This is a genomic window from Cohnella rhizoplanae (assembly GCF_948329515.1).
Lineage (GTDB): Bacteria > Bacillota > Bacilli > Paenibacillales > Paenibacillaceae > Cohnella > Cohnella rhizoplanae.
This window is the reverse complement of record NZ_CAOJCN010000035.1, coordinates 1-13,307: the sequence shown is the minus strand read 5'-3', so window position 1 is coordinate 13,307 and position 13,307 is coordinate 1. Positions and strand designations below refer to the sequence as shown.

At 60.8% G+C, this 13,307-nt stretch carries 14 protein-coding genes; 10 read left to right on the top strand and 4 right to left on the bottom strand.

Going from position 1 to position 13,307, the window contains the following annotated elements:
- Window positions 1-46: 46 nt before the first annotated feature.
- A complete protein-coding gene (locus PQG80_RS27275) occupies window positions 47-691 on the bottom strand; it encodes a peroxiredoxin family protein (protein ID WP_271754970.1) in 645 nt (214 codons plus the stop codon).
- Between the two features lie 106 nt (window positions 692-797).
- Between PQG80_RS27275 and PQG80_RS27270 the strand changes: the two genes are divergently transcribed.
- The 3 genes from PQG80_RS27270 to PQG80_RS27260 all read left to right on the top strand — a co-directional run bounded on the left by PQG80_RS27270 (window position 798) and on the right by PQG80_RS27260 (window position 3,297).
- A complete protein-coding gene (locus PQG80_RS27270; protein WP_271754968.1) occupies window positions 798-1,442 on the top strand; it encodes a TetR/AcrR family transcriptional regulator in 645 nt (214 codons plus the stop codon).
- Between the two features lie 220 nt (window positions 1,443-1,662).
- Window positions 1,663-2,424 (top strand): metallophosphoesterase, encoded by a 762-nt coding sequence (locus PQG80_RS27265; protein WP_271754967.1) that lies wholly within the window; start codon window positions 1,663-1,665, stop codon window positions 2,422-2,424.
- A gap of 90 nt (window positions 2,425-2,514) precedes the next feature.
- Window positions 2,515-3,297 carry a dienelactone hydrolase family protein gene (locus PQG80_RS27260; protein ID WP_271754966.1) on the top strand — a complete coding sequence of 261 codons (783 nt, stop codon included), beginning with the start codon at window positions 2,515-2,517 and terminating at the stop codon, window positions 3,295-3,297.
- A gap of 379 nt (window positions 3,298-3,676) precedes the next feature.
- On the opposite strand, the gene PQG80_RS27255 is transcribed toward PQG80_RS27260, so the two are convergent.
- Window positions 3,677-4,621 carry a hypothetical protein gene (locus PQG80_RS27255; RefSeq protein WP_271754965.1) on the bottom strand — a complete coding sequence of 315 codons (945 nt, stop codon included), beginning with the start codon at window positions 4,619-4,621 and terminating at the stop codon, window positions 3,677-3,679.
- Between the two features lie 366 nt (window positions 4,622-4,987).
- Here PQG80_RS27255 and PQG80_RS27250 point away from each other — a divergent pair, with 366 nt between their 5' ends.
- Both PQG80_RS27250 and PQG80_RS27245 read left to right on the top strand, forming a co-directional pair.
- A complete protein-coding gene (locus PQG80_RS27250; RefSeq protein ID WP_271754964.1) occupies window positions 4,988-5,416 on the top strand; it encodes an FAD-dependent oxidoreductase in 429 nt (142 codons plus the stop codon).
- A gap of 41 nt (window positions 5,417-5,457) precedes the next feature.
- Window positions 5,458-6,324, top strand: coding sequence for an FAD-dependent oxidoreductase (locus PQG80_RS27245; RefSeq protein WP_271754963.1), 867 nt, complete (start codon window positions 5,458-5,460; stop codon window positions 6,322-6,324).
- A 298-nt stretch (window positions 6,325-6,622) separates the two neighbouring features.
- On the opposite strand, the gene PQG80_RS27240 is transcribed toward PQG80_RS27245, so the two are convergent.
- Window positions 6,623-7,375, bottom strand: coding sequence for an SDR family NAD(P)-dependent oxidoreductase (locus tag PQG80_RS27240; protein ID WP_271754962.1), 753 nt, complete (start codon window positions 7,373-7,375; stop codon window positions 6,623-6,625).
- Between the two features lie 16 nt (window positions 7,376-7,391).
- A complete protein-coding gene (locus PQG80_RS27235) occupies window positions 7,392-7,826 on the bottom strand; it encodes a MarR family transcriptional regulator (protein WP_271754961.1) in 435 nt (144 codons plus the stop codon).
- Between the two features lie 206 nt (window positions 7,827-8,032).
- Between PQG80_RS27235 and PQG80_RS27230 the strand changes: the two genes are divergently transcribed.
- The 5 genes from PQG80_RS27230 to PQG80_RS27210 all read left to right on the top strand — a co-directional run bounded on the left by PQG80_RS27230 (window position 8,033) and on the right by PQG80_RS27210 (window position 13,051).
- Window positions 8,033-8,956, top strand: coding sequence for a reverse transcriptase domain-containing protein (locus PQG80_RS27230; RefSeq protein WP_271754960.1), 924 nt, complete (start codon window positions 8,033-8,035; stop codon window positions 8,954-8,956).
- A gap of 132 nt (window positions 8,957-9,088) precedes the next feature.
- On the top strand, window positions 9,089-10,168 hold the full coding sequence (locus tag PQG80_RS27225; protein ID WP_271754958.1) for a TetR family transcriptional regulator: 1,080 nt from the start codon (window positions 9,089-9,091) through the stop codon (window positions 10,166-10,168).
- 196 nt (window positions 10,169-10,364) lie between these two features.
- A complete protein-coding gene (locus PQG80_RS27220) occupies window positions 10,365-11,426 on the top strand; it encodes an ABC transporter substrate-binding protein (RefSeq protein ID WP_271754957.1) in 1,062 nt (353 codons plus the stop codon).
- A gap of 4 nt (window positions 11,427-11,430) precedes the next feature.
- Window positions 11,431-12,207: an ABC transporter ATP-binding protein gene (locus PQG80_RS27215; protein ID WP_271754956.1), complete on the top strand. Its 777-nt coding sequence runs from the start codon at window positions 11,431-11,433 to the stop codon at window positions 12,205-12,207.
- A gap of 91 nt (window positions 12,208-12,298) precedes the next feature.
- Complete coding sequence (locus PQG80_RS27210; RefSeq protein WP_432432815.1) at window positions 12,299-13,051, top strand: ABC transporter permease; 753 nt, start codon at window positions 12,299-12,301, stop codon at window positions 13,049-13,051.
- Window positions 13,052-13,307 lie beyond the last annotated feature (256 nt).

Genomic DNA, 13,307 nt, shown 5'->3' with positions numbered 1-13,307 from the left:
GAAGGGGACTGCCGGTTTTCGGCAGTCCCCTTCGTCCTTTTAAAGGTTACAGCTTGCTCAGCTCGCTGAGAATGTCGTCGGGCTCGAACCGCCGCATGAAGTCCGGGTTCACGTAGGCCGAACGGACGATGCCGCTCTCGTCGATCATGAATGTAGAGGGTACGGGAAGTATCCAGCGGTTCGTCGCGTTGTACTCGGCCAGGTCGAGACCGAATCCCTGCTGGAGCACGGCCTGTACATCCTCGGGGACGTCGTACAGGATGCCGTAGCTCGCCGCGACCATGCCGTGACTGTCGCTGAGCACCTGGAAGCGCAGTTCGTCCTTTTCCGTCTGCGACAGCGTCTGGTCGGGATTCTGCGGACTGACCGCGATTAGCCGGGCCCCGAGCGCTTCGATCTCGGGCAGCACCTGCTGATAGGCGCGCAGCTGCCGGCTGCAGTACGGGCACCATCCGCCTCGGTAGAAGGTAAGTACGACGGGACCGGCGGACAGCTCTTCATACAGGCTGACTTGGCGGCCGTGCGCATCGGTCAGGGCGAAGTCCTTGGCTTTGTCGCCGACCTGGAGGCCGAACGGCTTCTCCGATTCCTGCTGCTCCCGGATCAGGCGATACAGCGCGGCTTGCGCCTCCAACGGCGTATGCGCCTCGAATTCTCTCTTCATTTCGTCCAGCGCCTGATTGAGGCTCATCGTAATTCTCCGTTCCATTTTTGGATTGATTACTCCATTTTGGGGTTGGACTCATCTTAACTTTCATTTTCTGGATTGTCAACTCCATTTTTGCTAAGATAGGCTTATGGAACCTACCAACCTTCAACCCAATCGGCGGCCGCGTCTGACGGCCAAGGGAAGACAAACGAGAGCGAGAATCGTATCGGAGGCGGCCGCCCTCATGTTCGAGCGCGGCGTCGCGGGCACGAGCGTCGAGGACGTGCAGCGCGCGGCCAAGGTAAGCGCATCGCAGCTCTACCACTATTTCAAAGAGAAAAGAGAGCTGGTGCTGGCCGTCGTCGACCATCAGGTCGCGTCCGTGCTCGAGGCGCAGCAGCCGCTGCTCAGCCGGCTCGACAGCTTCGAGGCGCTGCAGACCTGGTGCGACGCGATCGTCGCGCTGCAGGACGAGCGGCAGTGCCGGGGCGGCTGCCCGATCGGCTCGCTGGCCAGCGAGCTCTCGGAGCTGGAGCCCGAAGCGCGGACCGGGCTTGCCGCAGGCTATATGCGCTGGGAGCAGAGCATTCGGGCGGGCTTGCGGGCGATGCGGGACCGCGGCGCGCTGACGCCTGCCGCGGATCCCGAGCGCCTGGCGCTCGGCATGCTCGCTGCGCTTCAGGGCGGCCTCCTGCTGACGCAGGTGCGCCGGGACACCGGACCGCTGCGCGCCGCGCTGGACATGGCGATGGGGCATATTCACTCTTTTGCCGCGAGCGGAGAGCCGGGTTGAGGCCGCAGGGCGACCGGCAGCGGCCATCGGCCTCGTTCGGCAGCTATCGGCAGCTTCTTTGCGGTGCGACCTGATGAGACATGGCACCGGCATTCGCTCCGCGGGTGCATGCGACACGCGCCGTCGCGGGTAAAGAAGGAAATACGGACCAATAATCGGGCGATTCGCCGCTCAGGCGCGCGGTCGGCCAAGGCGAATCCCGCCAGGGGAGGTGCAGCAATTGAACAAAACGCGTACACTGGCGATCAGCGACATCCACGGATGCGCGGAGCAATTGAAGCGGCTGCTGGCGAAGTGCAGATTCGACGCGCGATGCGACCGGCTTGTCCTGCTGGGCGATTACGTGGACCGCGGGCCCGGGAGCAGGCAGGCCGTCGCCCTTGTCCGGCGTTTGGTCAGAGAGTCCGGCGCCATCGCGCTGCAGGGCAACCACGACCGGCGTTTCGTACGGGTCATGCAAGGACGGGCGCATCCCGCGGAGATTCTCAAATTTTTCGAAAAGGGCGGCGCCGAGGCGATCGGCAGCTATCTGGGCGCGGGACATGCCTCGAGGATCGTGCCCGAGCGGGTCTCCGAGTATCGCGCGCGCATTATGGCAGGCTGCGAGGATCACATTCGCTTCCTCGAGCATTTGCCTTATTACTACGAGGACGATCATTTCATATACGTCCATGCCGGCCTTAATCCGGAGATTCAGGATTGGCGTCAGCAGAGCGTGATGGATTACTTGTTTATCCGCGAGGCTTTTTATAAGCACCCGGTCACGGCCGGCAAGACGGTCGTATTCGGCCATACGAAAGCCATCGAGCTGCACGACAAGCCGGACGTGTGGTTCGGTGGCGACAAGATCGGCATCGACGGAGGCTGCTCTTACGGCTATCAGCTGAACGCATTGGAGATCGTGGATGGGGCTGTGACTCGCGTCTATGTCGAGCCGGGGACGAGGACGAGCCGTGCGGCTGCGGGCCGCCGTTCGCGCTGAATCGGAATTCGCGATCAAGAAGGAATTCATAAACTTGCGATTATTGGGGCGTAAACTAACCGTTCAGCGACGGATCGGAGGCAAACGGGCATGGGCGGAAATGAGCAAGGGGAGAACGGCGCGAGAAGCGGCGGGGAGAATGTTGACCATATCCCGTTGATCTGGGAACGGCCGGAATCGGACGCAGGCGGCGACCTGGTCGTCTGGCTGCCGGGATTGTCGGGGAGCAAGGATAAGCTGCGGGAGCATCTGCGTCTGTTCGCGGATGCGGGATTCACGGCCGTCTCGTACGATCCGTACGAGCATGGCGACCGGATGCGCGAGAGCCGGGAGGCGTTCCGGCACAAGCTGGACGCGAACAAGCGCCGTTACTTCTGGCCGATGATCGCGCTCACGGCCGAGGAGTACCCGCGCGTGATCGACTGGGCGTTCGAGCGGTTCGGACTGGACGGCGCCGTCCTGGCAGGGGGGATCTCGATGGGCGGCGACATCGCGGTGGCGGCGGCGGGCATCGACCGGCGGATCCGCGCGGTGGCGGCGTGCATCTCCACGCCGGACTGGCTGCGTCCGGGCACGGACGAGGCGCCGAGCGAGCCTGACACGTATGCCTGGAACTGTTACCGGCGGTGCAATCCGCTGACGAACGCAGCGCGCTACGCCCATGCGCCGGCCATCCGCTTTCTGAACGGCGCGCAGGACGGGCATGTGCCGCCCGACGGGGCACGGCGGTTCCGCGAGGCGCTGGCGGACGTCTATGCGGCCTGCCCGGAACGCTTCGTCGTGACCGAGTACGAAGGCGTGGCCCATGCGTTTACGGAAGCGATGCTGCGGGACGCGCTGGCATGGTTCAAGTCCCATCGCAGCAAGCGATGAGTGCGCATGAGAAATGCGGCTGACCTTCCTCTGGACGGTGCGGCCGTTTTTTTTGTCGTAACGCCGCCGGCGATTGAACCGTTCGGAGGAAAGAGGCGCCGTGCAGCGTTACCTGGACGGAGATCCACAGGAAGCGAGGAAAGAAGCGCTGTGTATTGTTTCTTGGCCGGGGATCGAAGGGAGGTGGAGAAAAGAGGCGCTGTACAGAGTTACATGAGCGGGGATGGAAGCAGGTGCCGGCCATGAAACGCTGAGCAGCGTGAATGTGCTTACGAATATGGAGATAGGAGAAAACCGCATCAACGGAGCAAGGGCCGCGTTAGCTGACCGTTGCCGCGTGGATGCGGTTTTTTCGTTGCAGACTATCATCCTGACATCGTCAAGGCAGCGTGACTGACTTGAGGCTGCCGTTCGTCGCGAAGTCGGACGAGTAAGAGACTTCGGCCTTCGCCGTTACTTTGCCGCCGGGGCCTTCGATAGTCACGGTCGGCGCAGACGAGTAGCCGGCACCGGCCTTCGAGATTTTCACGCCGGTGACGACGCCGTTCTCGACGATTGTCTCCAAGACGGCCGGCGTCTTTTTCCATACTTCCCCTTTATTGCCGTTGTAGCGATAGTAGTTGGACACTTCGTCCAGCTTGTCGTTGGTAATGCCGTATGGCGCGAGCACCTTCATGAGTGCCGCCTTGTTGGCCTGCGCTTCCGATTCCGTCGGGCCGCCGCTGTCCGCGCCGGCCGGCGTTACGCCGCTGAACGCTTCGCGGAACATCTCGGTAGGCACGCCCAGCGCTGCGGCGATGAGCACCACGGGACGGCCGTGGTCGACCGGATCGGTCTCATATCCGCCGGAGACGGTGATCGTGTATCCGTTGGCGTCAATCGTGCTGGTTGCGGCAGGCGCCGAGGGACCGGAGGGCGCCGCGCCCGCAGGCCGATCACAGCCGGGGCCTTGTTTGCCGCCTTGCTTGCCGCCTTGCTTGCCGCCTTGCTTGCCGTCCGCGCCTTGTTTCCCGCCCGGCTGACCTGGGTTAGGTCCCGAACCGCCCTCGCGCGGTGCCGGCCTTTCCTTTTTCGGTCCGGGGTTCGTACTCCCTTGGCCATCGGCAGGTGTCTGAGCGGCGCCTGCTTGTCCTGATGTCGAAGGCTTGGCCGTACCCGAACCTGCGGTTCCGGTCGGCGTCGTGGTCGACTGGGCAGCGGCAGCAGCTTGCGCGAGACCGCCGGTGCCCCGCGCCGCATCGGCTAGGGCAAGCTGGACGGAGCCGAAGCCGAAGGCGGCCAGGGCGACGAGCGTTACGGCGATTTTTTTCGTTTTCTTGTTCATGCGATCGTTCTCCTCTCGGATAAAGGCGGGAATGAGGTGCTGTCATCAATATAAGAGTCGAATATGTCAGGCAAATGTTTAAACGACATGTAAATCACAACTCTCACTTATACTTCGCTCAACCGATTTCCTCACCCGCTTGGACCATCAAAGTCTGCGTCATACGCTCGTCTAAGCGCCGTAGCGATCCGGCCGTATAAGGTCCGCTGTATGCGGTGCGCGACATTATTTTGGCCTACCGTTAAGCCATCCAAAATGAGGGTATCAAATCAAAAATAGCGCTATTTGTCGGCAGAAGCGCAATGGTATAGTGGGGTGGCAATAAAAGAAAACGCTGTCAAGCCGATGGTAGAAGGCGGGCGGCGCATGGAGGCAGGGAATTGGCAGAGACACGAACATCGCAAATCGGGAGCATTCGGAGCGTGTCATACGAAAGCGCATGAGGCGGAAAATACCAGCCATGTTCGCAAGGAAAGTTACGATGTCGTCGTCTGCGGCGGGGGCTTGGCCGGATTCTGCGCCGCGGTGGCCGCAGCCAGACATGGCGCGCGGGCCTGTCTCGTTCAGGACCGGCCCGTCTTCGGAGGCAACAGTTCGTCCGAGGTGAGGGTGACGCCGCACGGCGCGGCCGCATTCCACGTTTATGCGAAAGAGACGGGCATTATATCGGAGCCGCTGATCGAGGAGCGCGCCCGCAACCACGAGGTCATCTTCGAGAACGGATGGACGAACAGCGTATGGGATATGGCGATGTACGATCTGGCGGTGCGTACGCCGAATCTGACCTTCACTTGATACGTCCATCGTCGACGTTCGCAAGAGCGCGAAGCGCCGCATTGAAGCGGTTTCAGGCAAGCGGCGACGTGATGGGATCGTCGCTGCTGTTCAAGACGGTGAATACAGGCGCGCCTGCGCCATTCGAAGCGCCGGAGTGGGCCGCGAAGTTGGACAACGACTTTTTCTACAAGGAAGGCCGGAGGCCGAACGACGTGCGGGGCGGCTACTGGTGGATCGAGATCGGCGTGCCATGGCATACGATTCACGAGAACGAGGACATCCGTCATCAATTGACGCGATATGTGCTGGGCGTCTGGGATTGGATCAAGAACAAGGACCCCAATACGAAGGAGCTCGCCGCGAATCACGCCATCGACTGGATCGGGCAGGTGCCGGGCAAACGCGAGAGCCGCAGAATCCAAGTCTACCTGATGACCGAGCATGATCCGATGAACAGAACCGTATTCGACGACGAGATCGCTTACGGCGGCTGGTTCCTCGTCTTGCATACCCCGGGCGGCCTGTTGGCGCCGACGAGCCCTGCTCCGAGCGCATGGACGAACTACAGCGTCGAGTCCAAGCTCAAGGTAGACAGCTGGCACGACCGCGTCGGCTTGATCGCGAGATATCAAAATGCCAGCAATTATTACTACATGAGCTATTCGGGATACTATCATACGGTGTCGCTGGTGAAATATCAGAACGGCGCCGACACGACGCTGGCTTCGGCAACCCTCAGCGCAGATCCGGCGTCCGGCGCTTATCATACCTTCCGGATGGAAGTGGACGGCAGCTCGATCAAAGGCTATATCGACGGCGTATTGCTCGTCAGCGGGACCTCGATCGCCTTTACCTCCGGCCAGGCGGGCGTATACTCCCATATGCAAAAAACGTACTTCGACGATTTTATCGTCGAGAAGCTGTAAACAAATCCAGACCCGAAGCCAAAGCGAAAGGTTACGCGTAACCATGCTGCATCAATTTCTAAGCCGCCTCCGGGCGGCTTTTTTTGCGCGCGCCTATGCGATCCGCCTCCAATCGCCGCGCCGCCGCCCATCGCCTTCACTACAAGAGGCGAAAGAAAAGCCCTTCCCCGGCGCGCGTCCGAGAAGAGGCGGGGATCGCGGAGATCTCCGTGCTGCTCGGACGATTGGATGCGCGCCAGGGAAGGGCGAAGGTACTGCCGAAAATCGCGTCCGGGGATTAGCAGATCCGGACGCGGGCTTACTTGGCGTAGTAGCCGCCGTCGATCGGCAGCTCGATGCCGGTAATATAGGAAGACTCGTCCGACGCCAGGAACAGGACGCCGCGCGCGATATCCTCGGGCTTGCCGAGCCGCTGGAGGGGGGTCTGCGAGAGCGCCCATTGGGTCATGCGGTCGTCGTTAAAGATGCCGGCCGTCATCGGCGTCTCGATATAGCCCGGGTGGACCGAGTTCGCCCGGATGCCGAACCGCGCATAATCGACGGCCGTCGCCTTGGTCAGCATGCGCACCGCGCCTTTGCTCGCGGTGTACGGGCCCGCGCCGCTGCCGCCGGTCAGGCCGGCGATCGACGAGATGTTGACGATCGAGCCGCCGCCGGCTTCGATCATGTGCGGGATGACGTGCTTCTGGCCATAGAAGACGCTCGATACGTTGATCGACATCGTCTTGTCCCAGCTTTCGGCCGTCATCTCGAGGAACGGCGTCGCATTGCTGATGCCCGCGTTGTTGACCAAAATGTCGATTTTGCCGAACGCCTTGACGACCTCCGCCACGATGCGGCTCCAGTCTTCCTCCGACGCGACGTTATGCTTGAAGCCGATCGCGGAGCCGCCGGCCTCTTCGATCTCCTTGACGACCTCCTGCAGCTTTTCCTCCTGAAGGTCCGTGACCGCCACCTTCGCGCCTTCCCGCGCGAACAGCAGCGCGTCCGCTTTGCCCATGCCGCCAGCGGCTCCCGTAATGATCGCGACCTTGTTTTCCAGTCTTCCCATGATCGATAACCTCCCGTTATATTTTCGTTTGCAGATGCGCCGACATCTTGCGGTATGCTTCGATGAGCAGATCCATCTCCGCATCCGCAAACCCGTCCCACATCCCGCTCGTCAATTCCTTGTACTTGTCCAGCATGCGCTTCTCGAACGCCCGTCCCGCATCGGTGATCCTCAGAAAGACTTGCCTGCGGTCCTCCTCGGACACGACCCGTTCCGCATACCCTTTGCTTACCAGCTTGCCGCTCAGATTCGTCACGGCCGGCAGCGACACGCCCAGAAGGCTCGCGAATTGAGACACGGTCATCCGGTCCGACCGAGCCAGCGTCTGGAGCATGTAATACTGCGGCGCCGTCATTTGGCTCTCCAGCAGCTTGGCATAGCTCGCGACGACCGTGAGCATCTGATTCGCGAACAACGTAGACAGCGTCTCCTGCTTGTCCAGTCCGATCACCTCCGAGTCCGCCTATTGTTCAGCACATTTAATGATTCGAAATTAAATACTTAATATCTTTTAACTAATTTAGTTTAACGAACGCCCGCTTTCCCGTCAACCTTCTATATCCGGAACCCGCACGCGGTGGGATACCGCACAATCAAAATAAACGAGATGACATATACAGTAGGGACTCGACCGCATCCATCCAAAGGGGGGTTCGCGTGGAACGCGCCAGAAGGTTCCAAATATCGCCGCGATTGATTCGCGAAGCATTCAGGCAATCGAGGAAAACCAAAGTTGTCGGCGTGGACGGTCAAACGATCCATGATTACAAACGGAATCCCGCGAAGTGGATGCGCGAACAGCGCGAGCAATTGTGTTCGGGCAAGTATCGGCCGTCCCCGGTCCGAAGGGTATTCATTCCCAAGCGGAAGGGCGGATTAAGGGCGATCGGCATTCCGACGGTCAAAGATTTTATCGTGCAGACGATGCTGAAAAACGAGCTTTATCCCCGCTTGGAGGGCCTTTTTCATCCGAATTCGTACGGCCACAGGCAAAAGCAGCAAGCGCGCGAGGAAGCGATCCGTACCGCCGGCCAGCGATGTCTCCGTTACGATTGGGCGGTCGTGCTCGATATTCGAAGCTTCGGCGACAGCGTCGATCACCGGCTGCTTATGAATATGCTCAGGCAGCACATCCGCAATCCCTGGGTGCTGCTCTATACGCAACGTACGATCAAATCGCCCGAAAAAACGAAATCCGGGGCTTTGATCCGAAAGAAAAAGGGGCTTGCGCAGGGCAATAAATTAAACTTTTTGCTTGGCAATTTTTATTTGCGCGGCATTTTCGATAACTGGATGCAAAAAAATCGTCCCCATATACCGTTCGAACGATATACCGACGACATCCTCTGTCACTGCAAAACCGAATCGGAAGCCAAAACGCTGTTGAAGCAAATCCGGCGTCGGCTGAAGGCGCACGGCCTGGTCGTTCATCCGGATAAAACGAAAATCGTTTATTGCAAGGACGGAACGCGCAAAGGCGGCTATCCGAACGTATCGTTCGAATACTTAGGCTCGTCGTTTCGATCCCGCCGCGTGACATCCGCATCGGGCAAAACGACGACCCGATTTGCGCCGGTATGATCCTAATCAAGCAGACATGCGAAAAGCACGTTCTCGGAGCGTGCTTTTTCTCGTGCCGCAACGATACAGGTTGCAAAGTCAGGGGAAAAAGGTTAATTTATGGATTAAGGATGTTAGTGACCACTAACTACCATGAAGAAGGAGGTCAACCTCATACCGCGAGAAGAGACCGACAGCAGAGAAAAGCTGATGCAAGCCGCCATCGAACTGATGGCCGACAGGGGGTTCAAAGGCGTATCGACCAAAGAAATCGCGGCGGCGGCGGGCGTGAGCGAGATGACGCTGTTCCGGCGGTTCGGCTCGAAGCTGACGCTGATCGAGCAGGCGGTGGAGCGATATCATTATGCCGTGGAAATGGAGACCGCGTTCGAGGAAAAAATCGTCTGGGAGCTAGGCGAGGATCTGCGTACGATCGGCCGGGTCTATCATGAGATCATGGCGCGCAACCGTAAGCTGTATCTGATCGTGCTTAAGGACGACGCGCTCGCGGGGGTGCGGGAGAAGGCCCGGCGGCACCCGGAAAAAATGCTCGAGCTGCTGACGGACTACTTGGGCGAGATGCGGCTTGCGGGCAAGCTCGTCGAGACGAATACGCAGATGCAGGCGATGTCGTTCATGTGGATGCATTTTGGCGCGTTCGTATCCCGCTTGTACGGGGGCGATCCGCTATCCGAGGCGTCCATGGCGGACGTCGTCGAATCCGGCGCGGATTTGTTCGAGCGGGCATTGGCGCCTCGATATGACGATTGGGGGAGGCACGGGAACATGGACAAGACGATACGGCAAGCGGAGACAAGCCCGGTCGGGAAGACGAAGGATGCCGGCTATCAGATCGGCGTGCGCAGGACGGTGCCGGTAACGGTGGAGGCGGCTTGGCGCTGGTTGACCGGCTCCGAAGGGCTGCGCCTGTGGCTCGGGGAAACCGAAGGCGCCGTCGTACGCGAGGGCGAGAACTTCGCGACGCGGGAAGGGAACTCGGGACGGTTCACCGTCGTCAAGCCCTTGTCCCATGTCCGGCTGCAATGGATGAAGAGCGACTGGGAGGCGCCCTCCGCGCTGCAGATCCGGGTGCTCCCCGCCAAGCAGGGCGCTACGATCAGCATCCATCAGGACAAGCTGTCCGGCCCGGCCGCACGCGAGGAGATGAAGGCGCACTGGGAAGGCGTGCAGGAAGCGATTCGACTGACGCTGACCGCGGAAGACGGCCAGTAATATAGGATAGACGCCAGCCGGCTGGCGCGAATAAAAGTCGATCAAGCAAAGGGCGATCCCGGATGGATGGGATCCCGTATGCGAATGATCGGCTTTTTTTGGCTTGCCTGCCGGAACCGGTCCGCGCCGGGGCGCCAGCGAAGTCCTCCGGGCATATAATGCATCTCATGACAGGATATCGACAGGAGGTAAGGACATGATCATGCTAAAAAGAACCGTCATGCTGGCGCTCGCCTTGCTGCTGATCGCGTCGGCGGCGTCATGCGGCCGAGCGAACGAACCGTCCGCTTCGCCGTCCGGCGCGGACCCGAGCCCGGGCGCGTCCGCAACTCCCAAGGAGATCGTGACGATCAAGTTTTCCGAAGTCATCCGCTCGATCTTCTACGCGCCCTATTACGTCGCCATCTCCAGGGGTTACTTTGAGGAGGAGGGCATCAAGCTCGACATGAACACGGCGCAAGGCTCCGACAAGGGGGCTGCGGCGCTCATCGCGGGGACCGCCGATATCTCGCTCGTCGGACCCGAGACCGCCATCTACATTTACAATCAGCAGGGCGACAAGAAGCTCAAGGTCTTCCATCAACTGACGATGAAGGACGGCTCGTTCCTGCTGTCCCGCGAGCCGGCCGACGCCTTCGACTGGCGCGCGCTCGAGGGCAAGAAGATCATCGGCTGGCGTCCGGGCAGCGCGCCGCAGATGGTGATGGCATCGACGCTCCTGGCAAAGGGCGCGGACGAGGCTAACGTCGTGACGAACATCGCCGCGCCGGCGATGGCCGGCGCCTTCGCGAGCGGTCAGGGCGATTATATCCAGCTGTTCGAGCCGGTCGCCTCCACGCTTATCGCCGAGGGCAAGGCGCATTACGTTGCTTCGCTCGGCGAAGCGTTCGGCGACTTCCCGGAGACCTCGTTCGTCGCGACGTCCGACTATATCGACGAGCATCCGCAGCTCATCCAAGGCTTCGTGAACGCAGTCGCCAGAGCGACCGAATGGCTGTCCGCCGCATCGGACGACGAGATCGCGGAGGCGCTCGCGCCTTATTTCGAAGGCACGCCCGGCGCTCTGATCGTCCAATCGGTGCATCGCTACCAGGACCAGGACACGTGGCCGGCGGATCCCGTGCTGACCGCGGAGGCGTTCGACAAGCTGCAGAGCGTGCTGATCGAGAACGGCGTGCTGAAGGCCGAGGACAAGGTCGCCGATATGAATGCGATCGTGGACATGCGCTTTGTAGAGCGGATTGGAGAGGCGGGATGAGCCGGTGGCGCATATCGAGCTTCAAGACGTTGGACTCAGTTACTTTACGTTAAGGCAGGAGACCGAGGCGCTCCGCGACGTGAACCTGACGATCGACCGCGGGGAATTTATCAGCATCGTCGGGCCGAGCGGGTGCGGCAAGAGCACCCTGCTCTCCCTCGTCTCCGGCATGCAGAAGCCGACGAAGGGCAGCGTGCTGATCGACGGGACGGAGGTGCGCGGGGTCTCCCCCAAGGTGGGATACATGCTCCAGCACGATCATCTGTTCGAGTGGCGGGATCTGCTGAGCAATCTGCTCGTAGGGGCAGAGATCCGTCGCATGGATATGAAGAAGGCGAAGCGCAAGGCGCTCGAGCTGCTCGAACGCTACGGGCTCGGCGGGTTTGCCGGCCACAACCCGGCGCAACTTTCCGGTGGCATGCGTCAACGGGTGGCGCTCATCCGGACGCTCGTCGCGGAGCCGGATATCCTGCTGCTCGACGAGCCGTTCTCCGCGCTCGACTATCAGACGCGACTGACGTTGGCCGACGAGGTTTTTCGCATCATCAAGGATCAAGGGAAAACGGCCTTGCTCGTGACGCACGACATCTCCGAGGCGATCGGCATGGCCGACCGCGTGATGGTCATGACGAAGCGGCCGAGCACGATCTCCGGCGTACACGATATCCGCTTCGACGAGGGCGAGGGACTGTCCCCGTGGAAAAAGCGGGAGGCGGGCCGTTACAACGCGTACTTCAACGCCATATGGAGGGAGCTGGAAGGCCATGCCGTCTCCGGTTAAGCAAACGCCCTACATGCCGGGGCGATCATCCGTACCGATCGATGGTCAAACCTCTCCGCAATATCGAAGGTTTCTGGCTAAACAGCGGCGAATGCGATTGTTCGTCTGGCTGGCGAGATTCGCGTTACTCGCCGCGTTCCTCGGCCTCTGGGAGCTGGCCGCCGACCGCAAGTGGGTCGACGCCATGCTGACGAGCCGTCCGTCGCAGCTGGTGTCCGCCTTCCGAAGCCTGGCGATCGAGGGCCGGCTGTGGCATCATGCGTGGGTCACGACGACGGAGACCGTCATCGGCCTGGCGCTCTCGATGGCGGTCGGCACGGCGATCGCGGTGCTGCTCTGGTGGTCCGCGTACGCGTCCAAAGTGCTCGAGCCGTATATGGTCGTGCTAAACGCGCTGCCCAAGGTAGCGCTCGGGCCGATCTTCTATATCTGGCTCGGAGACCGCTATTCTGTGTACGGCATGGCGATCGCCATCTCGGTCATCGTCACGATCCTGATGATCGAGTCGGGCTTCAAGGAGATCAGCAAGTCGAAGCTGAAGCTGATGGAGTCGTTCGGCGCGACCAAGCTGCAGATGCTCCGGATGGTGCTGCTGCCCGCGAGCGTACCGAATCTTATCGCGACGCTCAAGGTCAACGTAGGGCTCACGCTCGTCGGCGTCATCATGGGCGAGTTTCTGTCGTCCAAGGCCGGTCTCGGCTACATGATTATCTACGGGGGCCAGGTGTTCCAGATGGACATGGTCATGGTCAGTATCGCGATGCTGGCGGTGCTCTCGATGGCGCTGTACGGGATCGTCGCGGTCGCGGGGCACGTCGCGCTCAGGCGCAACCACTATGAGTAACCGCCTGCCGCCGCGCCGCCGTTGCCAAGCGACGGTGCGGCGGACAACGGAGAAGCCGCTGCCGCACACAGCCAGCCGAGATCGTGCCCAAATGTAACTAACGTCGCCCGCCGCCCGCATTTTCGCCGAGCTAGTGCCCAAATGTAACTAACGCCGCCCGCAGCCTCGCATAATCGCCGAGCTAGTGCCCAAATGTAACTAACGTCGCCCGCCGCCTCGCAAATCTGCCGAGTTAGTCACCAAATGTAACTAACGC